This window comes from Paenarthrobacter sp. A20 (assembly GCF_024168825.1).
Taxonomy (GTDB): domain Bacteria; phylum Actinomycetota; class Actinomycetes; order Actinomycetales; family Micrococcaceae; genus Arthrobacter.
Window position 1 is genome coordinate 1391704 of sequence record NZ_JALJWH010000001.1, and the last position, 25712, is coordinate 1417415.

The following is a 25712-nucleotide window of genomic DNA, read 5'->3' on the forward strand; positions in this document are numbered from 1 at the left end:
CAGGGGCCTAGGCGAGCAGCGTGTTTACCAGACGTGCCGCTACTTTTGCTGTCCTGGAATCAATGTCGAACTCCGGATTCAGTTCCGCGACGTCCAAGTGCACCAGCTTCCCGCTCGCAGCGACCTGACGGCAGATTGCGCTGATCACCGGCAACGGCACGCCATATGCGGCAGGCGCGCTCACTCCGGGCGCCACGGATGCCGGCATGACATCCAGGTCGATCGTCAGGTACAGCGCGTCAACGCCAGCCAGGAAGCCGGCAACAAATACCTCCACGGCCTCCGGGGAGCACAACTCATCAAGCATGTACTTCACGCCCAGCCGGTCTGCGGTGTCGAAGAGTGTTCGCGTATTGTTCGGCTCCGAAATGCCCACGACGGCGTACTGGAGTTCGCGCCCGGCGGCCGCTTCAGCGTGGGCCATCTGAAGGAACGGCGTACCCGAGCTCGGCGTGGGTTCATCGCGCAGGTCAAAGTGGGCGTCCAGGTTCAGCACGCCCAGTCGCTTCCCACGAACGGCTTCAGAGCCGGCTACGCCCAGGTAACTGGCAAACGCGGTCTCGTGGCCGCCGCCCAGCACTACAGTGAGGTTTCCGGCGTCGAGCAGTCCCGAAATGGCGCGTCCGGCGCGCTCTTGGCCCGCTTCCAGTGAGTCGTCCTCCACAACCACATCGCCGGCGTCGAATACGTCACGGTCAAGGTGGAAAGCCAGCGGACCCAGCGCCGAGCGGATGGCGGCCGGTGCCGCCGCGGCACCCACGCGGCCCTTGTTGCGGAGGACTCCGGCGTCGCTGCAGAACCCAAGTACGACGGCGGGACGCGATGCCGTTGCGGGCGCGGGCGACGTCAGGGGTGCTACAGCCTGCCACCACCGGCGGTGCCCGGCACCGTCGCCGTCAAAGCGGCCGGTCCACGGGGTGGGGCTGACATCTACGGCGAGGGTGGTTTCCATGCTTCAAGCACACCCGAACGGGCACGCGAAAACCAGCCACCCCGCACCGCGCGTGTCTGAAACCCCGGATTTCCCTATTTGACCCCGAGCAGCTCTTCCACGGTTCCGATGCCGAAGAACAGCAGGAACGCGGCAGCCACAGCCCACATGAGCGGGTGGACTTCGCGGGCACGGCCTTGGAACGTGCGGATCAGGACGTAGGAGATGAAGCCGGCGCCCAGGCCGTTGGCGATGGAGTACGTGAACGGCATCAGGGCGATGGTCAGGAACGCCGGGATGCCGACGCCCCAGTCCTGCCAGTCGATCTTGCCCACCTGGGAAACCATCATGAAGCCCACGACAACCAGTGCCGGGGCAACGGCTTCGAACGGAACCAGGTTGATCAGCGGCGTGAAGAACATGGCCACCAGGAACAGCACTCCGGTAACGATCGAGGCGAGGCCGGTGCGTGCGCCTTCGCCGATGCCCGCTCCGGATTCAACGAAGATCTGGTTGGACGATACGGACGCGCCGCCACCGACGATTGCGCCGAGGGCGTCAACCTGCAGGACCCGGTCCACGTTGGGGATGTTGCCGTCCTTGTCCACGGTTCCGGCCTCGTTTGCCAGGCCCACCATGGTGCCCATGGCATCGAAGAAGATGCTCAGGAGGATCACGAAGGCCAGCAAAGCAGCAGCGATGAAACCGAGGTGCTCGAACGCGCCGAAAGGGTTCGCCTTGCCGATCAGGGACAAGTCCGGGGCGCCCCATTCGGAGAGCGTGGGCGCCACGAGCGACCATCCGCGCGGGTTGACGTTCTTGCCGTCAAAGCTCGGGCCGATGTGGAGCGTGAATTCAAGGATGGCTGCCAGGGCGGTGGAAACCACGATCCCGATCAGGATGGCGCCGCGGACTTTGCGAACCACCAGGGCGATGGTCAGGATCAGGCCCACCGCAAAAACCAGGGTGGGCCAGCCCATGAGCTTGCCGTCCACGCCCAGCCCCAGGGGAACCGTGGTGCCGGCGGCGTCCGGGATGCGGCGCACGAATCCGGCATTGACCAGGCCGATCAGTGCAATGAAGAGACCAATGCCCACCACGATTGCCGTCTTGAGGGCTTCTGGAACGGCTTTGAACACCGCAGTACGGAAACCGGTGAGCACCAGGATGAGCATGGTGACGCCGGAAAGCACCACGAGGCCCATCATGTCCGGCCAGGTCAGTCCGGGGTGTGAGGCCACGGTGACGGCCACGAACGCGTTCACGCCGAGCCCCGTTGCAACGGCGAACGGGTGCTTGGCCCACGCGCCCATGAGGATGGTCAGGATGCCCGCCACGAAAGCAGTAGTGGCTGCGACGGCCGTGAAGCCCAGGGACGCTCCGCTCGAGTCCGCTCCGGAGAGGATCAGGGGGTTCAGCACCACGATGTAGCTCATGGCGAAGAACGTTGCGAAGCCGCCACGAATTTCCCGGGAGTACGTGGATCCACGTTCAGTGATTTTGAAGTAGCGGTCGACTGCAGAACCTTGTTTAAGCATGAAGGACTCCGGGGATCGAGGGGAGTGTGCTCTCAAATCCTATGCGGTCGGATACGGGCGCCCCGGACGATTCGCCTAGTCTGTAAGGAAGCCAACACTAGGAGAAACCGCCCCATGCGTACCATCCGCCCGCTTCTGGCCGCCGTCGTTGCTGCCCTCGCCTTCGCGTCGGCCTTGCTGTTTTCCGCGGCTCCGGCGTCCGCCCATGACGTCGCCGAATCCACCACGCCGGCCAACGGTGCCAGCGTGACTGTCGTCCCGGCGTCGGTCTCCATCACGTTCAACAACCGGCCGCTGGCCATCGGTTCGGGCGTAACAGTCACGGCGGGCGGCGAAAACTGGGCAGACGGTCCCGTGGAAATCATTGACAACCAAGCTGTCCAGAAGCTGCGCGAAGGCGCACCCGCGGGCGAGTACACGGTGGTCTGGCGGGTCGTCAGCAGCGATTCGCACCCCATCGAGGGCACCTTTACGTTCACGGCAGCCGGAGGCGCGACGTCGGCAAGCGGTTCGGCGGTTGCCTCACCGTCTGCTTCGGCTCCTTCAGCCTCGGTACCGACGGCCGGTACCGGTGCGCCGGGAACGGGCACCAGCGAACCGGCCGCGGATGCCTCCCAGCCGTTCCCGTGGAGCATCGTGGGACTGGCCGTTGTTGCTATCGGACTCGTTATCTTTCTGGCTGTTACGGCACGTAGGAAACTCGCTGCTTCCAACGACGCGGATGGCGAGAATCCCGCGGAATAACGGGGTTTTCTACGTACCTGCGAATATCTCGAAACGGTCACCGCGACACGCCAGAAGAGTAGTTCTCGTTACTTAAATGTGACTTCGGCGTGATCATCGCGTACGGTTGTACCTGTGCCTGTTCCACGTAGCGGGCACTTCCGGCCTGATTGCCTAGCTCTGCCGCAGTCCGGAATCCGTTCGCAGACAAACCTTACGGCAGAGACGGGGAACCCATTTTAGGTCGCTTTCGAGCGTGCCTTGGGGTGAAGTCACGAAGCTTCCGCTGAACAGCGGGGGATAGTGACCGGGTGACTCCCATCCGAATCCGACAGCTAACCTCGCAGGCATCGGGAGAGGCTCTTTCATGTCTTCACGCATTCTTCGCGGCCGTCGTAAGGCGGACAGCGTACGTCCTAATCCGTTCATCTCCATCTCCAAGGCAGTTGCCAGCAACGCCTCCGGCGCTGGCCGCCAGGCAGCTGTCATCGCAGCAGCCTCGGGCCTCGTCTTGACCGGCTCCATCGCCGCCCACGCAGCTGAAGCTCCGGTTCAGCGGGACTCCAGCCCCGCCACGGTCGCAGAGACCGCCTCCGAAGCTCCCACCCAGGTTGTTACCGCCGCCTCCACGGCGACCATCAACTTCGAGCGCCCTGCCGTTGCTTCCGTAGCGGCTCCGGTCATCGAGAAGCCGGCTCCCGTCGTTGAGGCTCCCGTAGCCAAGAAGGCAGCAGTCACCACTGCCGCTGCAACGGCTCCTGTCGCCAAGGCCGCAGCTGCCGCTCCGGCTGCTGCTGCTCCCGCTGCTGCTGCCCCGGCAGTCGGTGGCGTCAACGCAGCCATGGTTGCCTCGGCTTACGCCCAGATCGGCATCATGCAGGACTGCACCGCCATGGTGGAACGGGCTCTCGGCTCCGCAGGCATCCCTGTTGGTGACCTTGGCCCCATGCAGTTCATGAACTACGGCAAGGTCGTCAGCGACCCCCAGCCCGGTGACATGATCGTTCAGTCCGGCCACGTCGCCATCTACATCGGCAACGGCCAGGCCATCAGCGGTGGCATCAACGGCAACCAGACGGGCATCCACCCGATCAGCTGGTTGACCGCAACGGGTCCCCTGACCTACGTACGCGCTGGCGCATAAGCCTCACGCTTCAGTCCAAAGGCCGGTGTCTTTGAGGAATCACTCCTCGAAGGCACCGGCCTTTGGCGTTAAGTTTTGTGCGTAAAAGTTCCAGACATGGACGTACGACGGCGGGTAGGCGCGCCTTTGCCGCGTAGTGGGGCAGGGTGTGCCGGTTGGATCGGCTAGGCGGTGGCCAGGCCTGGCCCTGCCGGGAGGGCAACCTTGGAAGAGATCGCCTGACCCACTGCTTTGGCCTGCCGAAGGACTTCCTTGGGGGTGGGCGTAATGAGTTCGCCGACGCCTACAAGATGCATCCCGACTGCCCTCATGGCCGCGGCCAGGTTTTGGCCGATGGCAATCCCGAGTTCGGCCAGCATCCGGCGCAGCTGGCTCTGCGCACAGCGCGTGACCACGATGTGGTCGGCCAGGAGAACCCCGTTGGCGGTGTGGACTGCCCACTGGCGACGGGTGGATTCGAGGGGGCCGGATACGTGGAGTCCGGTTCTCAGCCCCGCAGTGGTCATGCTGGCGGCCAAACCGTAGCCAATCTGCTGTGACGGATCCGAGCCCAGGAAATCAAGGCGCACGGCGCGCGTGGTGCTGCGGACGTCCAGCTGATGGCTTGCCGCGTAGTTCCGCAAGTGGCGGAGGATCTCGTTGCGTTCCTTCATTGCAGCGGGATCGGCGGCGTCGCAGCGTTGAAGCATACCTGTATGGACCGACGGGCCCGTTGCGGACAACGCACCAAAGCCGTCCACGACGATGGAACCCACGCCATAACGGCTGAGCTCACTGGCAACTGCCAAGCCGGACAAGCCGGCTCCGATGACCACGGTGGTGGTGCGTTCCGTGGCGGAATCAGGCGTGAGTGACACTGCTTGGTTCCTCCTTGACGTGTGTGCCCTTCGGCATCGCGTGGGGTCGCGTCCGAGTTCCCCAAGCGGCCGCAAATAAATGGCCGGAGTGTGTCGTGAAACACGTTTGCCGGCCATTCGGTGACTCGAACACTACCGAACTTTTTCGGCCATGGATAGCCTCCCGGATGCGCGTGTTTGGGTTGTTCATCCGGAGCGCAAAATGGACCTCCGATAACCGAGCCCGGACCGTTATACACATAGCCCAAAGTCGCCTTGATTCGGCGTTGCCGACCGAGAATAGTGGGCCTTGGAAGGAGAAATTTCCAGGTTTCTCCTGCCCCGGCCATTGACAATGAAGCAGTCAGGGAATCCGACCCGGAAAACCTCTGGCAGAATAGCCGGAACATCAAGCAGTAGGTGGAGAGGCGGGCCCCAATGGACCAGCACGGCAGACACAGTGAAGAGCCACAGCGGGGCGACGACCAAGCTGTCGCACCAGGCGGCATCGTCGTTGGAGTGGACGGTTCGGAGCACGGTCAGTGTGCCTTGGTTTGGGCCGCGCGGGAAGCAGAGCGCCGGCAGCTTCCGTTGCACATCGTCACGGCCTACTCAGTGCCCATCTTCGCCGCATCAGGGCTGGACGGTGGCTACGCAACCGTGGACGATTCAGTGATTCGCGAGGGCGCGGATGCGATCGTGAAGCAGGCCATGGACAAGATCTCCGGCTATGCCATCGACGTCGACGCTTCGGTGGAGAACGGCGACGCTGCAGGTGTCCTGCTGGATCTCTCTGCAGAGGCCGCACTCCTTGTTTTCGGCAGCCGGGGCCGTGGGGGTTTCGTCGGGCGCCTGTTGGGTTCCGTCAGCAGCGCCTTGCCGGCCCACGCCAAATGCCCCACCGTGACGGTGCCCCTGTATTGCGCCGACCGGCTGGGGGAGAATACCGAGGACAAACACATCAAGGCCGAGCATGCCAAGGCAGGCCCCCGCACCGTGGAAAACGTGGTTGCAGTGGGCGTGGATGGCTCCGAGCAAGCCCGTGTGGCAGTGCTCGAAGCAGCTGAGCAAGCCCAGCGCATGGGCGCCAAGCTCCGAGTGATCTGTGCTGTGCCGCAGTACAGCGGTTCCCTGGCCTGGGTCCCGGCCCCGTTGGACCGCGATGCTCTGTTTGCGGACATCAGGGTCCAGCTCGACGCAGGTGTCGCGTGGCTTAGGAGCCACTTCCCGCACCTGACCATTGAGACGGACCTCCGCGATGGATCGCCGGTGGACGTCCTGGTGGAGACGAGCCGCAGCGTGGAGTTGGTGGTGCTGGGGACCCGTGGCCGCGGCGGGTTCGCTGGCATGCTCCTGGGTTCCACCTCGGACGGCGTCCTGCACCACGCCAAGGGGCCGGTGCTGGTGGTCCCGGACCGTGAGGATCCCCGGCTTGCTGACCGCGACAAGTTTGGGCCGATGCTCGGCGCAGCCTAAGCCGCGGATTGCCACCTTCCATGGACAGCCAGCAGGCCGGGGAGCAGCCGCAGGACCAAGGAGCGGACCCAGTCGCGTCCGGGTCGGTGTTCACGCTGGATATTGCCGACATCCGCGCACCTATGCTTCCGGAAGTGGGTGGCAAGGCCGCGAACCTGGGTGAGCTGGCAAGCGCCGGGTTGCCCGTCCCTCATGGCTTCTGCCTCACCACAGCGGCATACCGGCTCGCGCTCTCGGACATCGGCCTGCAGGAGGTCATTGCCGCCTTGGAAGCGGCCGGCCCTTCTGATCTTGACCAGTTGAACGGGCTCGCCACCCGTGCCCGGTCCTTGGTGCTCGACGCCGGAGTCCCGGTTGCGGTGGCTGACGCCGTGCGGTCCGCCTACCAGCAGTTGGGAGGCAACGTCCCTGTCGCCGTCAGGTCGTCAGCTACCGCCGAGGACCTGGCCTTCGCGAGTTTCGCTGGCCAACAAGACACATACCTGAACGTCGTCGGCGTCGACGCTGTGCTGGAGGCCGTTAGCCGCTGCTGGGCCTCGCTCTGGACAGACCGTGCCGTGGCCTACCGGACCACCAACGGCATTGACCATGCTTCGGTGACGCTGGCCGTGGTCGTGCAGGAAATGGTGGATTCCGCTACCGCCGGTGTCATGTTCACCGCCAATCCGGTCACAGGGAACCGGTATGAGGCAGTGATTGACGCCAGCCCTGGTTTGGGAGAGGCCGTGGTGTCCGGAGCGGTGAATCCGGACCAGTATGTTGTGGACGTCCGTCGAAGGTCCATTGTGAAAAGGACCATCGGGGACAGGCGGGTGGAGATCCGTTCGCTTCCTGGTGGTGGCACGGAACGTGTCGAGCGCCCCGGCCGGGATGGTCCTGGTGCTCCTGCCCCGCACCCTTGCCTCAGCGATCCCCAAGTCCTCGCCTTGGCGGACTTGGGCCGTAAAGTCCAGAAGCACTACAGCGCTCCGCAGGACACCGAGTGGGCCATCGATGATGATGGAAAACTCTGGCTAACCCAGGCCCGGCCCATTACCACCCTGTATCCGCAAACCACGCGCACACCTCCGGGCGCCGGCGAGCACGCTTTCCTGAACTTCAGTCTTGCGCAGGGCCTCACCAGGCCACTGACACCCATGGGCCTGGCCGGTATCCGCCTCATAGCCTCGTCCGTTGCCAGGACTGCGGCGTTCGATGTCCCGGATCCCCGGTCCGGGCCACCGCCGTACTACGAGGCGGGCCAGCGCATCTTCTTCGACCTCACTGCGGTGCTGAGGAGCCGGGTTGGCCGGGCAATCGTGCCGCGGGTTTTCGATGTCATGGAGGCCCGGTCAGCCACGCTCATGCGTGGCCTGTTCGACGATCCACGCTTCACAGTCAGAATCAAGACACCCCTGAAGCTGATTCGCCACGTCGCTCCGGTCGCTGCCAAGTATCGTGTGCCGGAGTCACTCTTCCGCGGCCTGTTCCGCCCGGCTGCCGCCATGAAACGTCTAGAGGCGCTGACCGCGGAACTTCGCAAAACCCTCGATGTCCCGCGTACGGCAACGTCCCATCAGCGGCTCGCCCACGTCCAAAGAATCCTTGGCGAGGAGCTGTTCGCCACAGTGCCGCAGGTACTGCCCCTTCCCGCGCTCGGTTTTGCGATGCTGGCGCTGGTGAGGCGGATCCTGGGGGATCAAGCCACGTACGACGAACTTCAGACGGTGATCCGCGGCCTGCCCAACAATGTCACCACAGAGATGGATCTGGCCCTGTGGCAGCTTGCCTCGCAGATCCGCGACGACCCCGACGCCGTTGCCTTCATGGCTGGCCGGACGGCAGCGGCGTTGGCGGAACAGTATCGGGACGGAAGCCTCCCACCCGTTGCACAGTCAGGACTGGATTCCTTCCTGAGCCTGTACGGGCACCGGGCCGTTGCCGAGATCGACCTCGGCATGTCCCGCTGGTCAGACGATCCCACCCACATCCTTGGGGTCGTCGCCAACTACTTGAGGCTCGCGGACGGCGCAGAACCTCCGGATCAGCAGTTCCAAAAAGCCGCTCGGGAAGCGGATGAGCAGGTTGCGCGCTTCGTGGCGCGGGCCAGGGCGAAGAGCCCGGTGCACGCGGCGATCGTGCGCGTCGCGTTGGACCGGACCAGGAGGTTCGCGGGGCTTCGCGAATTGCCCAAGTACAACCTCGTCCTGGGACTGGCTGCCGCGCGGGAGCAGTTGCTCTCGGTGGGACGCGAACTGGCAGAGTCCGGGCGCATTGAGCGTGCTGAGGACATCTTCTTCCTGGATCTTGACGAAGCTGAGGCTGCGCTGGCTGGAGATGACCTCCATGGAAGAGTGGCCGAGCATCGTGCGGCCTACCAGCAGGAACTCCGGCGCAGGCATATCCCGCGGGTGCTGTTGTCTGATGGAACCGAACCAGAGGCCACGCCGGGGATCAGCGGAAAACAGCGCCCAGGCACCTTGTCCGGCAGCCCGGCGTCGGCAGGCCTCGTGACAGCACCGGCGCGCGTCATCATGGATCCCGTTGGCGCGCACCTCGAGCCAGGAGAAATCCTCGTCGCACCGTCAACGGACCCAGGATGGACGCCGCTGTTCCTTACTGCTGGGGGACTGGTCATGGAGATGGGCGGGCCCAACTCACACGGTGCAGTGGTGGCCCGTGAATACGGGATCCCCGCAGTGGTCGGGGTTCCGGACGCAACATCGCGCCTTGGGACCGGTCAGCGCGTCACGGTGGACGGGGGCGCCGGGACGGTCAGCGTTGAGGACGCGGGTGGCGGGACAGCCTAGGCGTGCTGGTGCGATTCGTGCTCGGAGTGGCTCACAGGCTCCAACTGGAAGGTGCAGTGCTCGGTGTCGAAGTGCCGGCCAAGGCAGGACCCCAGCTGGTCAAGGATGCTGTCCGCCCCGCTGGCGTTGAGGACCGCGTCCTCCACCACAACATGGGCTGAGAACACGGGCACGCCGGAAGTGATGGTCCAGATGTGAATGTCGTGGGCCTCGACCACCCCATCCACAGCGAGGATGTGCTCGCGGATCATGTTCACGTCCACGCCCTTCGGGGTGGCCTCCAGGAGGACATCCACCACGTCGCGAAGCAAGTGCCAGGCACGGGGAATGATCATCAATGCGATCACCACAGAGGCGATGGGGTCTGCCGCGCTGAAGCCCGTGGTCATGATGACGATTGCTGCCACGATGACCGCGATGGAACCCAGGAGATCTCCAAGGACCTCAAGGTAGGCGCCACGGACATTGAGGCTTTCCTTTTGTGCACCCTGCAGGATCAGGAGCGAGACAAGGTTGGCCACGGCACCCAGAATGGCGGCCCACAGCATGACATCGGTATGAATGTCCGGGGATTCCCCGAAACGGCGGATGGCCTCGATCATGATCACAACAGCGATGACAATCAGAATCAGGGCGTTGGCCAGGGCAGCCAGCACTTCGGCCCGCTGATAGCCATAGGTGCGCTGGTCACTTGCTGGACGCGTAGCAATCCACGCCGCCATGAGGGCGATGAAAACGCCTGCTGCATCAGAGAGCATGTGGCCGGCATCAGCCAGCAGGGCCAAGGATCCAGACACGACGGCGCCAACAACCTGGATGCCCACCACCCCTAAGGTGATGGCCAGGACGGCAATGAGCCGCTTCCGATGCTTGCCGGTTGCTGTGACTCCGTGGGAGTGGTTGTGGTCGTGCCCCATGGATATAAGGCTAGCCCCAGCCGAGCTCATGCAAGCGGTCGTCGTCTATCCCAAAATGGTGAGCTATCTCATGGACCACAGTGATGGCCACTTCATCAATGACTTCTTCACGCGTGCTGCAGATGTCCAGGATCGGCTGGCGGTAAATGGTGATCCGGTCAGGCAGGGAGCCCGCCTCCCACCAGGAATCACGTTCGGTCAGCGGGACGCCCTCGTAGAGTCCCAACAACACTGTGTCCGGATCTTCTCCGGCTTGCGGCGTGTAGTCGTCCTCAATGAATATCGCTACGTTGTCCATGGCGCTGGCCGCCTTGGGCGGGATCAGTTGGAAGGCGTCACTGACTGCCTCTTCAAATTCCTCGGGAGACATTTCGAAAGGCCGGGCCGCTCCAGCCGCGTAGGCCTCGTCCACGGGATTGTGCTCAACGGGACTGTGCACCGCGTTCCGTTCCCTGAGGGGAGACGAAGGGCGCTCGCCGTCCGGGACGATGGGCAAGCCGGGAGGAAGATTCGCGGGCATGATCCGACTTTAGTCCGCTGCGGCCGCATCGGCGCCGTGTGTGATGAGAGATACTAAAAGTCAATCTCTTTTCGACAGACACAGGAACCGCATGACCGGCACCTCTTCCCTCGCGCCTGAGCCCCTCGACGTCGTCGTTGTAGGTGAGGCCTTGATCGACATCGTGCAGTCCTCCGATGGGCAGGTGGAGTACCCCGGTGGTTCGCCGGCCAACGTCGCCTTCGGCCTGGGCCGATTGGACGTCAAAGCCGGCTTGCTGACCGCCATTGGCCGTGATGCGCGGGGCGACGCCATCGCAGCACATCTGCACAGCGCGGGTGTGGTGCTGTTGCCCGGCTCCATGTCAGCCGGAAAGACCGCGACGGCGACGGCCCGCATAGCTGCCGACGGTTCTGCTGATTACACCTTCGATATCGATTGGGACTTGCCTCCGATTGCCTTGCCCTATGCGCCGAGAATCCTGCACACAGGCTCAATCGCCACCTTCCTTGAACCCGGCGCAAGCGTTGTCCGGAGTTTGCTGGAGCAAGCTCAGGGTGGGTGCATGGTCACCTACGACCCCAACATCCGCGCCGATCTTCTGGGGAGCCACCACGAGGCCCTGGCGCTCTTCGAGGAAATAGTGCCGCTGACCGACGTCGTAAAGCTCAGCGGCACCGACGCCCGCTGGCTGTATCCGGGCAAAGCGCTCGAGGATACGGCGAACCACCTCCTCGCCCTTGGCGCCGGATTGGTAGTGGTGACCCAAGGGGTCAAGGGCTCCCTCATGGCTACCCGGCACATACAGCTCAACGTTCCCGCCGTTCCCGCCACTGTCGCGGACACCATCGGGGCGGGCGACTCCTACACGGCTGCGCTCATCATGGGGCTCCTGCTTCGTGGAAGTGACGGACTGGCTCCTACCGTCATGGAACGAATCGGCACCATTGCCTCCATGGCTGCCTCCATCGCCGTCGGCCGGCCGGGCGCCAATCCGCCCACGCACCGCGAACTTTTGGCCGGAATGGCCCGCTAACGGGAAGCTAACGGGTTCGACGACGGGTCAGGCCGACGCCGATCAGGCACACCACGCCTCCGATCAGCCCCCAGATGGTGGGGACCTCCTGAAGTACGGCCCATGAAATCAGGATGGTGGTGCCCGGCACCAGGTACGTGGTGGCAGCCAGCTTTCCCGCCGAAATCAGTGACAGGGCGTAAGCCCACGTGGTGAATGCGATGGCCGTGGGGAAGATGCCAAGGTAGATCAAACCCAGAGTGGCGGGGAGCGGTGCTGCTTGGACCTCGGAAATCAGCTGCCCTGTCCAAGGCAAGCAGCAGATCGCGCCCACCATGATCCCGAACCACGTCGCCTGTCCTGCCGTGAACTTCCGGAGCACGGGCTTCTGCAGGATGGCACTCACCGAAGCGAGTACGGCGGCGAGCAAGCACAACAGCACCCCGGCGACGTCCGCCGTCGAACGCTGTCCCGAACCCAACGCGATCATCGCGACGCCGCAGAATGCCACCCCGCTGCCAATCAGCAGCCAACGCGGGAAGCCCTCCTTGAGGAAGATTCCGGCAAGGATCGCGATCAGGATGGGCGAGACGTTGATCAGCATGGCGCTGGTCCCGGCGTCCAGCATGTGCTCCGCAGCGTTCAGAGCTACGTTGTAACCGCCAAACCACATGACACCGTAGGCCACGATCGGCAACCATTCCCGGCCGCTTGGCCAGACTTTCAGCGTTGGAAGCACCACGATTCCCAGCACGACGGCGGCAACCGCCAAGCGTCCGAGCGTCAAGGAACCGGGGGAGAAGCTGGGGCCGACTGCGCGGATGCCCACGAAAGCCGAAGCCCAAAGGACGACGGTGACGATCACGGCCGCGATGCCGAGCTTGCTGATGGCCGGTGCCGGCGCGGGGGTGGTGCGCTGGGGCAGGTCCGGGGAAGGCTGGCCGGGTTCGGCCGGGGAGGTGGTTGTCATAGAGCCAAATCTAGCCGTCAGACAGTCGGTGCGGCTGGCGGTTTTCGGACGCGTCAGGGCAATATCCTGCCAATGTTCGGCGACCGGCCCGATGGCCTCAGCTGTGGGTCCCTGGACCGTGCGCAGACCTCGATTTGGGAATATCGCCATCTATGCTCTAAAGTTTTAGAGTCCAGTTCGGACGAGCGAGACACGGAAAGAACGCGTAAAGCGTCGCTTTTCTTTGCGAAATCCGAATTGAGTTCAGGCCCCCATCGTCTAGCGGCCTAGGACACCGCCCTTTCACGGCGGCGGCACGGGTTCGAATCCCGTTGGGGGTACGCAAGGAAGTGGTAAATCGGATGAAAAAAGTCTGGTAAGCTAGAAGCCTTGAAAAAAACGCGGTAGAGATACTGCAAACGCAAGGCCCTGTAGCGCAGTTGGTTAGCGCGCCGCCCTGTCACGGCGGAGGTCGCGGGTTCAAGTCCCGTCAGGGTCGCTCTGAGCGCCGAAGAAATTCGGTTCTCAAGGTGACACGTCACCTAGGCTCTGTAGCTCAGTTGGTAGAGCGTTCGACTGAAAATCGAAAGGTCACCGGATCGACGCCGGTCGGAGCCACCACTGGGAAGCATCAGTTCTTCGGAACTGGTGCTTTTCTTCTTTAACGCGATCAACCCGCCTGACGCGTAGGGCCGTGTGCGGCCAGCATTTACTCTGATTCTTCGCAGGGGCTGACCCGCCGGATCTCCGGTGTGTCGAAGCTCACGTCAGTTCATAGAGGGTGGTGGCGGTACGGATACTTCGCCCGCTGGCTCCTCCGCATCCCCTAATGTGCGGATTCACCGCCGGGGCAGCCCCAGGATTTGGGGTTCTCTTCGCAGGTGTCGGCTACGAGTGCTCTTTCTGTTTTCCAGACCTGGATGGTTTTGGGCGGTGTGCTGATGTCCAGGGTTCCGTTGATGGGCAGTGGTGGGCCGTTGTTGACGGAGTAGGTGCCGGTGAAGCTTGCTGTGAGGGTGGCTTGGTAGTTGCCGGTTTCGGTGTAGATGTGGCTGGTGCGGGTCTCGTTGCTGAGCCATTCGGTCTCGGGGATGGAGTAGCCAGCTACCGGGGTCGGTCCGAGGTTTGTTCCGTCGCCGAAGGTGTAGGTGTAGCTGGCGGGTGTTGCGGTGAGGTGGACGCCTTGGCCGAGGATGGTGACGTCGAAAGCCTGTTCTCCTGCGGTGGCGTAGAAGTTGGTGGGTCCGCCTTTGAGGGTGTGTGGGAAGGGTTGGGCTTCGAGGGTTCCTGGACTTACGGGTAGTTGGCGGAAATCGTTGAGGATTCTGGCGGCGATGTTGGCCAGGACGTTCTCGGGGTGGGGGTCGTACAGGCACGTGGGTCCGCTGACGGGGATCCAGTCGGTCCAGCCGGGGTTGGTGATGGCTTTCGGCGCCTGTTTCCAGATAACAGGGGTGCCTTCTTCGCCGCCAACTGTGGTTGCAGGGCATTCGAGGGCGTCACAGCCGGGGTCCTTGGTATCGGGCCCGTCGGCGCGGCAGTGAGTATCAGCCATGTACTGGTTTGGGTCGTCAGTGGCCGGCGAATCGCCAGATCCGCCGAGGCTAGGGGCTAGCTGTCCTGTCAAAGGATCGACGTGAAACCTTGCACCTATTTCGATGCCCCGGTCCCCAGCATTGTTTGCTGCCCACGCACCATCGGCCGGGGTAGAGGGAAGGGCAAGAGCCAAGGTGAGGATGATCCAACCTAGGACCCCCAGAGCGAAGAGGGACAGCCCTCTGGCGGTCTCATTCAATGACGCCAAGGTCCACCACCGTCCATTTTCCCTCGACATACTTAGCGAATATGGCGAAGGCATCATTGGAGGCTTCCGACCTTGACCTCCCGACAGTTCCGTCAGCGTTGTAGTAGTCAATTTGACCTTGAATGACCTGCACCTTCACCGCCTGTACGGCTTCGGCGGTCCATAGCGCTTCTATGGCCGGTACGGAGATTTTCCCTCCGGCTAACCAGCGCCCATCGACGAAGCCATCTTCACCGGACTCCTGAAGGCCAAGACAAAGCTGGCATTCCGGCGAGCTCAAAGGGAGCCACAATGACATGTCACCTGTTTCTCCAACGTAGGACAGTTGTGCATACCAATATCTGATAAACGCTTCCAGCCCAGCCTTCGAGTTCTCTTTCGCCAGGTCGGGCATCACAGGAACCGGCACATTCTGTGCCTTCCCCTGGGCATCCGCAGGCTTGTACACGGCAGACGCCGACGCTGTACCCGTGGTAGCCGAAGCTGCCGGGACCGAAGAGCTTGTGGTGGGTGACGCCGTCGTCGTGCCCGTATTAGATGGTGAACCGCCGGGCGTGGAGCCGTTCTGGCAGCCCGCCAGAAGCAAAGCAAGCCCCACGCCCAAGGCCGCCGTCCGGGAGAGCGCAAAAGGAAAAGTGGCAGACGAAAGGCGTGGCATGACAGGCTCCCCAGCAGCTGTTTGGCGGTGTGTCGGCCAGTCTAGGTGCGTCAAACGCGCCCACCACAGTCACGAACCGGGTCTTGTGGATAACCCAACCCTTTTCACCGCGGGGTGCTGGGCGTAGTCTTGCCTCGCTGGCCCGTCAATCGCACGCATCCTATGGGGGAACCATGGTCACCATCCCACGTTCAAGTACGCCCAAGCGCCGCCGCCTCATTCCGGTAGCCCTTCTGATTGCCACGCTGACCCTCAGCGCGTGCACCATCCCGTCGCCGGTTGCGCAGCAGTCTCCCAGTGCGTCGTCGGAGGCTCCGGCCGCGGAGGTGGGAACCAGTTCAGCCGCACCCTCAGAATCGAGCCCGGACGCAACAGCCAGCACCGGCGCCACCACTGGCATGGGCGGAGCCTATGGTGAGTTCACGTCGATTTCCGAAGCCTGCATCTCGGTCAGCGCCACCATGCTGAGCGTCACCATCCTGCCGTTGGCTGGACTGGTGGGCGGCAATCCCGATGACGTGGAGAAGGCCAAGCAGGAGTTGTCCCAAATGCAGGGCAAAGTGCCGGATGAATTGAAGCCCGCCTTCGAAAAGCTCAGGGCTTTCACGGAGTCCGCAGGATCGGATTTCAGCAAGTATGGCGATGGGAAGTTCGAAGAACTCATGAAGCCCATTCAGGACTGGATGGATAAGAACTGTAAGTAGCCGCCGCGCGCACTCCCCTCTCGCCTGACGCTTCTCCCAAAGCGTCGGAGCTAGACGCTAGGGTGGTACTCAAGAGAAGGGGAGTGCTCCATGGAAGACCAGAACGTGCAGTTTGATCCCGTGCCTGGGGGCGAGATCCTTGGTACCGGACGCACCATCATCTCCGAGGCGGCCGTGGCCAAAGTTGCGGGCATCGCTGCTCGAACCGTGCCGGGCGTCTACTCGTTGGGATCGGGGCCGTCCCGTGCTCTGGGCGCCATTCGCGACGCCGTCGGCAGTTCGGACCATGCAGCGGGCGTCCGCGCAGAAGTCGGCGAAACCCAGGTGGCCGTGGACATCAATCTGGTAGCCCTTTATGGACATCCCCTGCACAGCGTCGCCAACCAGGTCCGGAGTGCTGTTTTCCGTGCGGTTGAGGAACTTGTTGGCCTCCAGGTCATTGAGGTCAACATCGAGATCAACGACGTTTACGTGGCCCCATCGGCCAAACCTGTTGGTACCAAGAATGTCCTCGCTGAAAGGGAGGCACTCCAGTGAGCATGACCGTTGTTGGAATTGCGATCGGCGCCTTCGTGGCCTTCATGTCCTTTTCGTTCGGACTCTGGGGTTTCCTGATCTCGCTTCTTTTCATGGGCATCGGTGCGCTGCTGGGCCGCGCAGCTGAGGGCAAACTGGACCTCCGCAGCGTCCTGGATGCCATTACGGGCCGGCGCTCTTCGTCATGAGCGTGGCTGAGGCTGTGGACACCACCACCAGCCTGGCCGGCCACAACCGGATCAGTACCCAGGCATTGACATCCTTGGCGCGCGCTGCCGCCGCCGAGGCTCTTGGCGTTCCCGCCACCGACATCCGCGCCGATTGGGCGGACGACGACGGCCTGCTGGCTTTGTCGATCGTGGCACCGATCAGCATCCCGGCTTTGACCGAGGTCCTTCGGGATCCGTTGCGTGTACAGGGCTTCGGGGGATCCATCTGGGATCGTGCGGTGGCAGCCAAGGCAAGTGTTCTTGACACGGTCACGAGACTCAGCGGCTCCCAAATAAGCCGGGTAGACATCAGGATCAGTGGAGCGCATGTGACGGAGGGAGGCCGCGTTCAGTGACACAGGACCAGGAAACACAGGTGGACTCGAACGCAGGAGCAGGCCCGGTGGCAGGTGAAGACCCAGAAATGAGCCGAATCCTGCGCCGTGAGACCCATTCGTCCCGGGCAGGGGCATCCGTCATCGCCGCGGTGCTGGTGATCCTTTTCTGCGTCTATGCGCTGCTCGAAGCAGGTGTTCGCGCAGTTGGGCAACCGCCGTGGCTCATCGACCCCACCACAGCGGCCGAACGCATTATCAAGCTCCCCGACGGCATTACGCCCCTGCTGTTGGGTGCCAGTGGTGCCGTTATCGCGATGATCGGCCTGTTCTTTTTCCTGCATGCAGTGCTGCCCGGCAGGCGGGCACGGCATCTGCTCCGGGACCCGCGTACCGCCGTCGTAGTTGATGATGAGGTCCTTGCCTCCGCCCTGGCACGTCGTGCACGAACTGCTGCGAACGTGACCCAGGAGCAGGTCATGGTGGTTGTCTCGCGCCAAATGGTGGTGGTCAATGTACGGCCCACCTCGGGCAGCAGGGTCAGTGAAGAGGCTGTTCTGGCTGCGGTGCAAGCCGAACTTGATGAGATGTCGCCGGTACCGATGCCTTCTGTCCGGGTAAACCTGGCGTCGTCGGGGGTGATTGGCGCGTGAACGGAACACCAAGGGCCCTCAACCGTGTACTGCTGTTCATTATTGGCGTGAAACTCCTGGCCGTCGGTCTGCTTCTCCTGTTGTTGGCCACCGTGCCAGCGGTGGCTGCATGGTGGCATGGCTGGTCCGCCAGTGTCTGGGCTGGCATGGAGACCGCCTTCCGCGAGACGCGCTTCCCAGGGCGGGAAGAAAGCTGGCTGTGGATTGCGGCCGGCGCGATCCTGGTGGTCATCATCATCGCCATGGTCGCCTGGCTCTCCCAGCAAGGTAAGGGCCGGGCCAACCTTTTGGTCGCCAGTGACGACGACAGCCATATCAATGGCGAAGTCCGGATTGGTGGAGGGGTCGCCGAGCAGGCGCTCAGGGCGGCCTTGTCTGAGAGATCAGACCTCGCGGGCGCCTCAGTGGCGACCTATGAAGTGAAGGGCAAGCCTGGCCTGCGTATTCGGATCCAACCGAGGCAAGGAGTGGCGCCGCATATCCTCGCGGCCGAGGTGTCGCAGCTTGTTGAAGTATTGGACCAAGTAATTGGTCAGAAGACGCCGGTGCTTGTCCACATGGTTTCCGGAGCCCGGTCCCGTTTCACTAAGGCGGAACGTGTCCGCTGATATTGCAGAACCCGACACCAAGCCAATAGGTTGAATCCAAAGGGGGAATAACTTCCTTTGGCACGTACTGTCCCAGATCCAACCGTCACAAAGGAGAGCACCATGAGTGAAGAGACCACGGGAGCCGAAGCGGTCAACGGCGCGGCGGAAAATGCCAAGGATGCCGCTGGCGATGCCTTGGAGAATGCCAAGGAATTTGCTGGCGAGGCTGTTGAGAATGTCAAGGAGTTTGCCGGTGACGCTGCTGAGAATGTCAAGGAGTTTGCCGGTGACGCAGCCGAGAATGTCAAGGAATTCTTCTCCGGTGATGTAGGAGAAAACGCCAAGGAATTGGCGGGCGATGTCGCGGAGAAATCCAAGGAAATCGCCGGAGACGTTGCCGAAAACGTCAAGGGTTTGGGCTCGAAGATCGCCGGTCTGTTCAAGGGCGAGAAGTAACCACGCAAAACAACTGATGGCAGCCCCCACCGCGGACAACCGACGGGACGGGGGCTGCCATCTTCTTGTCCTTGCCTAGTAGCCTGAGATTCATACGCAATGGACAGGAGACTGCAGTGGCTGGAACGACGGTGCTGGAAACGACCGTGGCCGAACTCATGGACGAGCTGGCCGCTCTGGAGGAACCCCGGGCCCGGGAAGTCAACGAAAAGCACGGCGACGACCACGGCGTGAACCTCAGCAAGCTGCGCGCCGTCGCGAAGAGGCTGAAAACGCAGCAGGAGCTGTCGCGCGAACTGTGGTCCACGGGCGACACCGCTGCCAGGCTGCTGTCACTCCTGATTTGCCGCCCCAAGGCCTTTGAAAGCGAGGAGCTGGACAGCATGCTCCGTGAGTCCCGGACTCCCAAGCTGCAGGACTGGCTGGTGAACTATGTGGTGAAGAAGAGCCCGCACTCCGAGGACCTGCGGGTGGCGTGGTTTTCTGACCCTGACCCTGTTGTGGCGAGTGCGGGGTGGGCGCTGACGTCCGAGCGGGTAGTCAAGAAACCTGAGGGCCTGGCCCTGGAGCAGCTTCTGGACATCATCGAGGCCGAAATGAAGGGCGCTCCGGACCGCCTCCAGTGGGCCATGAACCAGTGCCTGGCCCAGATCGGGATCGAGTTCCCGGAACATCGAGCCAGGGCTTTGGATATCGGCGAGCGGCTTGAAGTCCTCAAGGACTACCCCACGCCGCCTAACTGCACGTCACCTTTCGCGCCCAGCTGGATCAATGAGATGGTCCGGCGCAAGGGCTGACCATCCGCCGGGCCTAGCCCCTGTTGCGGTGCATCATCCGGTAGGTGAGCTCTGCGAGGAGTTCTTCGTCGGAGAGGTGCGAAGCCCGGGCGATGGGAGCGGCGGGTACTGCTATGCGCGGAGGCCCCTGACGCGGTTCGTCGCCCGAACGCATGTCGTCGGGGGTGATCATTTCCGGCGCAAAGCTGGATTTTCCTTTGAGGACCTCTGAGACGGAGCCGGCCCGCCAACCCAACGCGTGTTCCAGCTTGCGCTGGTTGATTTCCTGGGTGCGCCGCGTGCCCGATTCCAACGTGCGGACGGTCTTGATGGCGGTGCCTGCCTGCTTGGCCAACTGCACCTGGCTCAAGCCTTGCGCCAGGCGTTCTTCCTTGATCAGTCGGCCGATAGTCTGCAGTGCTTCAAGTTCATCCACACTTCCTACCCTTCCATAGGCAACACTGGGTAAACAAATCGGAAGGCTGCCCTGCCGGTCGCGGCGGACTTCCGAAGAGGCGGCTCCAAGGGGTCGCTACTGACCCTCAATCGAGATCAGCAGACTGCTTGGTATCGATGCGGTTACGTTCGGTGTAAGCGCTTGCATTTATGCTTCCATCATGGCTAGTGTGAGCGTCACCACATCAATTGCGCCGCCGAAATCACTTGTACTCAGCGAGGAGTCTTTAGCATGAAGAAAACCAAGTACCTGCTACCGGTCGCAGCCGCCGGTGTTCTGGCACTTACCCTCTCAGCCTGTAGCGGAGATGGTGGTGGTGGGGGATCCACCGCCGGCTCGGATAACTGCTCCGCCTACGAAAGCTACGGCAAGCACGACGGCAAGACCGTCTCCGTCTACTCGACGATCGTCGATATCGAAGCCACCAACCTCGAGGAATCCTGGAAGCAGTTTGAAGACTGCACGGGAATCACCATCAAGTACGAAGGCAGCAAGGAATTCGAAACGCAGATCGGCGTCCGGGCCCAGTCCGGCACCGCTCCTGACGTGGCAATCTTCCCGCAGCCCGGTCTTCTTGCAACCCAGGCCCGGGCCGGGTACTTGAAGCCTGCTCCCAAGACCGTCTCCGACCTCGTGGACAAGAACTGGTCCCCGGACTGGAAGAAGTACGGCACCGTGGACGGAACGTACTACGCGGCCCCGATGCTTGCGAACGTCAAGGGCTTCGTTTGGTACGCGCCCAAGACCTTCAAGGACAAGGGCTGGGAAGTCCCCAAGACGTGGGACGAAATGATCGATTTGTCCAAGAAGATCGCGGCAGATGACAAGAACATGAAGCCGTGGTGTGCCGGATTCGAGTCCGGTGAGGCTACGGGTTGGCCCGGCACTGACTGGATCGAAGACGTCGTCCTGCGTGCCCACGGCCCCGAGGTCTACGATCAGTGGGTTGCCCACCAGATTCCGTTCAACGACCCCAAGATCGTGGAGTCCTTCGATAAGGCCGGCGACATCCTGCTCAACCAGGACATGGTCAACGGCGGCTTCGGTGACGTCCGCTCGATCCTGAGCACCGGCTTCGCCCAGGCTGGCCAGCCGGTCCTGGATGGTACGTGCGCGATGCACCACCAGGCCAACTTCCAGGCCGCCAACTGGCCTGCAGGAACCAACGTTGCCGAGGACGGCGATGTGTGGGCCTTCATCACCCCGCCGATTGACGAAAGCAAGGGCAAGGCAGTCACCGGTGGCGGAGAGATGGTTGGAGCGTACAAGGACACCGCAGAGGTCCAGTCGTTCCTGGCCTACCTGGCAAGCGCCGACTTTGCCAACAACCGCGTCAAGCTGGGCGGCGTTGTCAGTGCAAACAAGGGCCTGGACCCCAACAACGCACAGTCCGACCTCGACAAACTGACCGTCAAGATCCTCCAGGACCCCGAGACTGTCTTCCGTTTCGATGGCTCGGACCTCATGCCGAGTGCAGTTGGTTCCAACTCGTTCTGGAAGGGCATCGTGCAGTGGATCAACGGCACGTCTTCCCAGGATGTTGCCAACAGCATCGAGTCCAGCTGGCCTAAGAGCTAACTCCCAAAGTGCTGCCTCCCCTGACTGGAATGCCCAGCCGGGGAGGCAGTGCTTTTCCCGGAACTCAGTGATTCACTCACGCCCCGGAGGTTGGGTATGGAATTTATCGGAGGAAAACTCCTTCAAGTAGTGATAGCCCTGGCGATATTCGCAGCGGTTATCGGCATCATCATGCTGGTGGTGGACAGGGCACCGAAATCGGTCAAGGACAGGGTTACCGTGGCCGGCTTCCTTGCCCCGGCCGCAATCCTTATGCTGGTGGGCCTGGTGTATCCCGCGATCCGCACATCAACGCTGGCCTTCACCGATGCCAGCGGCAATGGCAACGGATTCGACAACTTCGTCTGGATGTTCACGCAGCCGGAGGCTCTGACCACGCTGCGGAACACCGTCATCTGGACTGTCCTGGTTCCCCTGCTGTCCACGAGCTTTGGACTCGCCTACGCAGTCTTCATCGACAAGGCCAGGGGCGAGAAAGTACTGAAGTCCTTGGTCTTCATGCCGATGGCCATCTCGTTTGTGGGCGCCGGCATCATCTGGAAGCTTGTGTACGACTACCGTGGTCCTGGCATTGAGCAAACCGGTGTCCTCAACTTCTTCCGCGACGCCCTGGGAATGGACCCGAAGCAGTTCCTCCTGGACGCCCCGGAAAACACGTTCTTCCTGATCATCGTGATGGTCTGGATCCAGACCGGCTTTGCCATGGTGATCCTTTCGGCCGCCATCAAGGGTGTCCCGGTGGAACTCGTCGAGGCAGCCCGCCTTGATGGAGCGAACGCCTGGCAGCAGTTCCGCAACGTCACCATTCCGGGTATCCGTGGAGCACTGGTGGTGGTGCTGACCACCATCACCATCGCCACCCTGAAGGTGTTCGACATCGTCCGGACCATGACTGCCGGAAACTACGACACTTCTGTTGTGGCCAACGAAATGTACACACAGGCCTTCCGCGCAGGTGAGCCGGGACGCGGTGCCGCATTGGCGCTGGTCCTGTTCCTGATGGTTCTGCCCATCGTCGTGTACAACGCTCGAGTCCTTCGCAAGCAAAGGGAGATCCATTGACAGCCACGCCAGCCCCGAAAGAGGCCTCGAAGGCCACCCGGCAGCGTCCTGGATCCGACCCTACGGAGGACGCCCAGCCGATCATGCGGAGGGTCAAAACCAAACTGACCTCCAAGTGGGCAACAGCGGCAGCGATCGTTATCGCCGTCGTCTGGTCCGTCCCGACGTTCGGTCTGTTTGTCACCTCGTTCAGGCCGGCTGCCAAGCAAGTTGGACCCCGGTCCAACGGCTGGTGGAATGCCTTTGTGGACTGGGACTTCACGTTCAAGAACTACACGGACGTCCTCACACCGGCCGGCTCACAGTCGGCCAACTTGTCCCAGTACTTCGTCAACTCCATAGCGATCGTCATCCCGGTCACCATCTTTGTGCTGGTGCTGGCATCCATGGCTGCCTACGTGTTCGCCTGGGGCAAGTTCAAGGGGCGGGACGCACTGTTCATCTTCGTCTTTGCCCTGCAGATCATCCCGCTCCAGATGGCGTTGATTCCGCTCCTGCAGTTCTTCACGCAGACCCTGCACCTGCCGGCGGGCTCGTACGCCCAGCTCTGGATCGCCCACACCATGTTCGGTCTTCCGCTGGGTATCTTCCTCCTCCACAACTTCATCTCCGAAATTCCCGGTGAAGTCATCGAGGCGGCAAGGGTCGATGGTGCCGGACACAGCACCATCTTCTGGCGGATCATCCTGCCGCTCTCCGTTCCGGCTCTGGCATCCCTGGCGATCTTCCAGTTCCTGTGGGTCTGGAATGACCTGCTGGTGGCCCTGGTGTTCTCCGGTGGAACAGCGGATGTAGCCCCGATTACGCAGCGTTTGGCGGAGATTTCCGGTACGCGCGGCGCCAGGGACTACTTGAACCCGGCGGCGGCATTCGTTTCCATCATCATCCCGCTCCTGGTGTTCTTCGGCTTGCAGCGCTACTTCGTGCGCGGCCTGCTGTCCGGCGGCCTCAAGGGCTAGGAACCGCAGCCCTCGGCTGCGCAGCGCATTACGACGCCGCGTAACCGAGGGCTGCAAACCACCCGTCCACATTTAAGGTGAAGGCGGAGCAACGGCGGCCGGAGAGGGGAGCCTGTGTCACGAACAACGGGTAGGTCCCAACGCGGCGGCCACACCGGCGTCAGTATTGAGGACGTCGCTGCAGCCGCTGGCGTCTCGACGGCGACCGTCTCACGGGCGGTGCGGGGACTGCCGCGGGTGTCTCCGGCGACCCGCGAAAAGATCCTCGAAGTTGCCAGTTCGCTGGGATACGTGGCGTCGTCGTCGGCGTCCGGGCTTGCAACGGGCCGCACCCGTACCATCGGCGTCCTGGCACCCTTCGTCAGCCGATGGTTCTTCTCCAAGGCCATCGAGGGCGCGGACCGGGAACTGCATTCCCGCAAGTACAACCTTTCCCTGTTCAACCTTGGTGGCCACGGCAGCAACCGTGAGCGGCTCTTCAGTTCCACCATGGTCTACAAGCAGATCGATGCATTGTTGGTCCTGTGTATGTCCTTGACCGAGGAAGAACTCGAACACCTCCACAAAATCGACATCCCGCTGGTAGTGGTGGGTGGCCATGTTGAAGATTGCGCCTACATCGGCATCAATGATTACGACGCCGCTTCCACGGCCGTGCGGCACCTCCTGGACCTGGGCCACAAGGACATCGCCCTGCTCCACGGCGACGACGAAACGGACCTGAACTTCGACGTCCCCCGGGTGCGGATCCGCGCCTTCCAGGAGGTCATGGCCGACGCCGGGCTGGAAGTCCGCCCCGAATGGGACCAGTGGGGCGATTTCACGGTTGCCAGCGGCCAGCAGGCCTTCAACAGGCTTTGGAGCCAGCCGGGGCGCAAGCCCACGGCCATCTTCTGCTCTTCGGACGAGATGGCGATGGGCGTTATTTTCGAGGCGGGCCGCCACGGGGTCAGGGTGCCGCAGGATCTCTCGGTCATCGGCATTGACGACCACGACTTCTCGTCCTCCATTGGCCTGACCACCGTGGGCCAACGGCCCGACAACCAGGCCGAACTTGCCACGAAAATGCTCCTTGACGAGCTGGACGGCAACCCGGAAGCCGTGCATTCGGAAGTTGCCCCCCATGAGCTGATCGTTCGCGAGACAACAGCCCCGCCAAGCGCCTAAAGCCCCCTTCGGCGCCTCAAGCCCCGCCAAGCTAGGAAGCGCGCGCCAACTGCCGGATGGGGATCCACCGCGACGCGAGCCGGCGGTAGGCAGCGGCCGCTCCGGTCATGTCGCCCTCAGCCAAGCACTCGATACCCAGCCGCACATCCATGGGCGACTCGTCCGGGTACACCTTGTCGGCCACGGCTCCATAGTCCAGCTCAACCATCGACTGAAGGTGGAACAGCTCCAGCCATTCCGTCAGCTGCGTCAGGTCATCCAGCATGTCCAGGTCCGGCGCGGCCAGGGCCAGGTGGGCCACGGCGAAGCGGGCCCGATCCAGGGCCTCCGTCAGGGGAGTCCACACCCGCACGGTCAGAATGCGCCCCTCGGATTCCACCACGTCCTTGCGGTCCGACTCGGCAAAGAGCGAGAACCAACTGAACGGGATTCCCCATGTTGACGCCCGGGTGTGGACGCGCTTGGCGTCTTCCCCGGCATTGATGCGATCGATTCTGACCTGGTGCCTATCCCTTTGAGAGACCGGAATCAGAAGGTCGGCCAGCGGACTATGCACACCGTCCATGAGCGCGTTCGCCGCCAAGCCGGCCCGAATCACCAGTTGGCTGGGGCAGTAAAGCAGCCGACCGGCGTCGTGATCTTCTTTATCCGCCCCGGCGGCATGCCGCCCGGCGGGCACCCGCGTCATGCGGACCAGGTCCGTTCGCCCGGTGGGAAAAGGATCGCCGCCGGACCGCGTGATGCGGCCCAGCGAGGCCTGCAGCTCCGCATTTTCGACGGCGGCCCGGGAACCTATCTTGCCGCCCTCCGCCACGAGTTGGCGCTGCTGTTCGGGCGGGAACGCTTCGAGCGGCTCATAAATGCGCAGCGACGAAGAGAACGGCAGTCCTGCCTGGCCCCGATACAGGTTTCCAGTCATGTCCAGCCGTCCCCTTTCGTCGCGGTGAGCT

General features: G+C 62.8%; 27 protein-coding genes, 3 tRNA genes and 1 riboswitch. Of the genes, 20 read left to right on the plus strand and 10 right to left on the minus strand.

Going from position 1 to position 25712, the window contains the following annotated elements; translation table 11 throughout:
- Positions 1 to 7 precede the first annotated feature (7 nt).
- Positions 8 to 952: a formimidoylglutamase gene (hutG, locus tag J3D46_RS06735; protein ID WP_253465910.1), complete on the minus strand. Its 945-nt coding sequence runs from the start codon at positions 950 to 952 to the stop codon at positions 8 to 10.
- A gap of 74 nt (positions 953 to 1026) precedes the next feature.
- The gene (locus J3D46_RS06740; protein ID WP_159705375.1) at positions 1027 to 2469 is read right to left on the minus strand and encodes an NCS2 family permease; all 1443 of its coding nucleotides are present in this window, start codon (positions 2467 to 2469) and stop codon (positions 1027 to 1029) included.
- 114 nt (positions 2470 to 2583) lie between these two features.
- Here J3D46_RS06740 and J3D46_RS06745 point away from each other — a divergent pair, with 114 nt between their 5' ends.
- A complete protein-coding gene (locus tag J3D46_RS06745; RefSeq protein ID WP_253465913.1) occupies positions 2584 to 3213 on the plus strand; it encodes a copper resistance CopC family protein in 630 nt (209 codons plus the stop codon).
- Positions 3214 to 3363: 150 nt separating this feature from the next.
- Positions 3364 to 3556: riboswitch (cyclic di-AMP (ydaO/yuaA leader) on the plus strand.
- A gap of 3 nt (positions 3557 to 3559) precedes the next feature.
- The gene (locus J3D46_RS06750; protein ID WP_231338834.1) at positions 3560 to 4336 is read left to right on the plus strand and encodes an NlpC/P60 family protein; all 777 of its coding nucleotides are present in this window, start codon (positions 3560 to 3562) and stop codon (positions 4334 to 4336) included.
- A 164-nt stretch (positions 4337 to 4500) separates the two neighbouring features.
- Here J3D46_RS06750 and J3D46_RS06755 read toward each other — a convergent pair whose 3' ends face one another.
- Positions 4501 to 5193, minus strand: a complete 693-nt coding sequence (locus J3D46_RS06755) for an FAD-binding protein (RefSeq protein WP_231338835.1) — start codon at positions 5191 to 5193, stop codon at positions 4501 to 4503.
- A 417-nt stretch (positions 5194 to 5610) separates the two neighbouring features.
- On the opposite strand from J3D46_RS06755, the gene J3D46_RS06760 reads away from it, so the two are divergent.
- Together J3D46_RS06760 and J3D46_RS06765 are read left to right on the plus strand one after the other, a co-directional pair.
- The gene (locus J3D46_RS06760; RefSeq protein ID WP_253465916.1) at positions 5611 to 6648 is read left to right on the plus strand and encodes a universal stress protein; all 1038 of its coding nucleotides are present in this window, start codon (positions 5611 to 5613) and stop codon (positions 6646 to 6648) included.
- Positions 6649 to 6668: 20 nt separating this feature from the next.
- Positions 6669 to 9437 (plus strand): PEP/pyruvate-binding domain-containing protein, encoded by a 2769-nt coding sequence (locus J3D46_RS06765; protein WP_253465919.1) that lies wholly within the window; start codon positions 6669 to 6671, stop codon positions 9435 to 9437.
- Here the strand turns inward: J3D46_RS06765 and J3D46_RS06770 are convergent.
- Together J3D46_RS06770 and J3D46_RS06775 are read right to left on the minus strand one after the other, a co-directional pair.
- On the minus strand, positions 9434 to 10354 hold the full coding sequence (locus tag J3D46_RS06770) for a cation diffusion facilitator family transporter (RefSeq protein ID WP_159705357.1): 921 nt from the start codon (positions 10352 to 10354) through the stop codon (positions 9434 to 9436). The two genes, J3D46_RS06765 and J3D46_RS06770, sit on opposite strands and share 4 nt — an antisense overlap.
- A 10-nt stretch (positions 10355 to 10364) precedes the next feature.
- Positions 10365 to 10874, minus strand: a complete 510-nt coding sequence (locus tag J3D46_RS06775) for a metallopeptidase family protein (protein ID WP_231338838.1) — start codon at positions 10872 to 10874, stop codon at positions 10365 to 10367.
- Positions 10875 to 10965: 91 nt separating this feature from the next.
- Between J3D46_RS06775 and J3D46_RS06780 the strand changes: the two genes are divergently transcribed.
- Positions 10966 to 11889, plus strand: coding sequence for a carbohydrate kinase (locus J3D46_RS06780; RefSeq protein ID WP_231338839.1), 924 nt, complete (start codon positions 10966 to 10968; stop codon positions 11887 to 11889).
- Between the two features lie 7 nt (positions 11890 to 11896).
- Here the strand turns inward: J3D46_RS06780 and J3D46_RS06785 are convergent, their stop codons facing one another.
- Positions 11897 to 12838, minus strand: a complete 942-nt coding sequence (locus J3D46_RS06785) for a DMT family transporter (RefSeq protein WP_159705348.1) — start codon at positions 12836 to 12838, stop codon at positions 11897 to 11899.
- Positions 12839 to 13085: 247 nt separating this feature from the next.
- Between J3D46_RS06785 and J3D46_RS06790 the strand changes: the two genes are divergently transcribed.
- From J3D46_RS06790 to J3D46_RS06800, 3 genes are all read left to right on the plus strand, one after another.
- A tRNA-Glu gene (locus tag J3D46_RS06790) sits at positions 13086 to 13158 on the plus strand.
- Positions 13159 to 13242: 84 nt separating this feature from the next.
- Positions 13243 to 13316: transfer RNA gene (locus J3D46_RS06795), tRNA-Asp, on the plus strand.
- A gap of 46 nt (positions 13317 to 13362) precedes the next feature.
- Positions 13363 to 13438: transfer RNA gene (locus tag J3D46_RS06800), tRNA-Phe, on the plus strand.
- Between the two features lie 205 nt (positions 13439 to 13643).
- Here J3D46_RS06800 and J3D46_RS06805 read toward each other — a convergent pair.
- Positions 13644 to 14372 carry a PKD domain-containing protein gene (locus J3D46_RS06805; RefSeq protein WP_231338840.1) on the minus strand — a complete coding sequence of 243 codons (729 nt, stop codon included), beginning with the start codon at positions 14370 to 14372 and terminating at the stop codon, positions 13644 to 13646.
- Between the two features lie 232 nt (positions 14373 to 14604).
- Complete coding sequence (locus tag J3D46_RS06810; RefSeq protein WP_231338841.1) at positions 14605 to 15069, minus strand: DUF6318 family protein; 465 nt, start codon at positions 15067 to 15069, stop codon at positions 14605 to 14607.
- A gap of 383 nt (positions 15070 to 15452) precedes the next feature.
- Between J3D46_RS06810 and J3D46_RS06815 the strand changes: the two genes are divergently transcribed.
- The 8 genes from J3D46_RS06815 (at position 15453) to J3D46_RS06850 (ending at position 19560) form a co-directional block, all read left to right on the plus strand.
- The gene (locus J3D46_RS06815; protein WP_231338842.1) at positions 15453 to 15983 is read left to right on the plus strand and encodes a hypothetical protein; all 531 of its coding nucleotides are present in this window, start codon (positions 15453 to 15455) and stop codon (positions 15981 to 15983) included.
- Positions 15984 to 16073: 90 nt separating this feature from the next.
- The gene (locus J3D46_RS06820) at positions 16074 to 16520 is read left to right on the plus strand and encodes an Asp23/Gls24 family envelope stress response protein (protein ID WP_231338843.1); all 447 of its coding nucleotides are present in this window, start codon (positions 16074 to 16076) and stop codon (positions 16518 to 16520) included.
- A complete protein-coding gene (locus tag J3D46_RS06825) occupies positions 16517 to 16708 on the plus strand; it encodes a DUF2273 domain-containing protein (protein ID WP_018779541.1) in 192 nt (63 codons plus the stop codon). The genes J3D46_RS06820 and J3D46_RS06825 overlap by 4 nt, the downstream gene beginning before the upstream one ends.
- A complete protein-coding gene (locus J3D46_RS06830; protein WP_231338844.1) occupies positions 16705 to 17085 on the plus strand; it encodes a hypothetical protein in 381 nt (126 codons plus the stop codon). Before J3D46_RS06825 ends, J3D46_RS06830 begins: the two co-directional genes overlap by 4 nt.
- Positions 17082 to 17717 carry a DUF6286 domain-containing protein gene (locus J3D46_RS06835; protein ID WP_231338845.1) on the plus strand — a complete coding sequence of 212 codons (636 nt, stop codon included), beginning with the start codon at positions 17082 to 17084 and terminating at the stop codon, positions 17715 to 17717. Before J3D46_RS06830 ends, J3D46_RS06835 begins: the two co-directional genes overlap by 4 nt.
- Positions 17714 to 18325 carry a hypothetical protein gene (locus J3D46_RS06840; RefSeq protein WP_231338846.1) on the plus strand — a complete coding sequence of 204 codons (612 nt, stop codon included), beginning with the start codon at positions 17714 to 17716 and terminating at the stop codon, positions 18323 to 18325. The genes J3D46_RS06835 and J3D46_RS06840 overlap by 4 nt, the downstream gene beginning before the upstream one ends.
- A gap of 102 nt (positions 18326 to 18427) precedes the next feature.
- The gene (locus tag J3D46_RS06845; protein WP_231338847.1) at positions 18428 to 18763 is read left to right on the plus strand and encodes a hypothetical protein; all 336 of its coding nucleotides are present in this window, start codon (positions 18428 to 18430) and stop codon (positions 18761 to 18763) included.
- 116 nt (positions 18764 to 18879) lie between these two features.
- Entirely contained in the window at positions 18880 to 19560 is a 681-nt protein-coding gene (locus J3D46_RS06850) for a DNA alkylation repair protein (RefSeq protein ID WP_374110770.1), read from the plus strand.
- 13 nt (positions 19561 to 19573) lie between these two features.
- Here the strand turns inward: J3D46_RS06850 and J3D46_RS06855 are convergent, their stop codons facing one another.
- Complete coding sequence (locus tag J3D46_RS06855) at positions 19574 to 19975, minus strand: helix-turn-helix transcriptional regulator (RefSeq protein WP_231338848.1); 402 nt, start codon at positions 19973 to 19975, stop codon at positions 19574 to 19576.
- Between the two features lie 252 nt (positions 19976 to 20227).
- Here J3D46_RS06855 and J3D46_RS06860 point away from each other — a divergent pair, with 252 nt between their 5' ends.
- The 4 genes from J3D46_RS06860 (at position 20228) to J3D46_RS06875 (ending at position 24762) form a co-directional block, all read left to right on the plus strand.
- Entirely contained in the window at positions 20228 to 21574 is a 1347-nt protein-coding gene (locus J3D46_RS06860; RefSeq protein ID WP_231338849.1) for an ABC transporter substrate-binding protein, read from the plus strand.
- Positions 21575 to 21670: 96 nt separating this feature from the next.
- Complete coding sequence (locus J3D46_RS06865; protein WP_253465922.1) at positions 21671 to 22636, plus strand: carbohydrate ABC transporter permease; 966 nt, start codon at positions 21671 to 21673, stop codon at positions 22634 to 22636.
- Complete coding sequence (locus J3D46_RS06870) at positions 22633 to 23595, plus strand: carbohydrate ABC transporter permease (RefSeq protein WP_231338851.1); 963 nt, start codon at positions 22633 to 22635, stop codon at positions 23593 to 23595. The genes J3D46_RS06865 and J3D46_RS06870 overlap by 4 nt, the downstream gene beginning before the upstream one ends.
- A gap of 114 nt (positions 23596 to 23709) precedes the next feature.
- The gene (locus tag J3D46_RS06875; protein ID WP_231338852.1) at positions 23710 to 24762 is read left to right on the plus strand and encodes a LacI family DNA-binding transcriptional regulator; all 1053 of its coding nucleotides are present in this window, start codon (positions 23710 to 23712) and stop codon (positions 24760 to 24762) included.
- A 31-nt stretch (positions 24763 to 24793) separates the two neighbouring features.
- On the opposite strand, the gene J3D46_RS06880 is transcribed toward J3D46_RS06875, so the two are convergent.
- Entirely contained in the window at positions 24794 to 25681 is an 888-nt protein-coding gene (locus J3D46_RS06880; protein ID WP_231338853.1) for a hypothetical protein, read from the minus strand.
- Between the last annotated feature and the right edge of the window lie 31 nt (positions 25682 to 25712).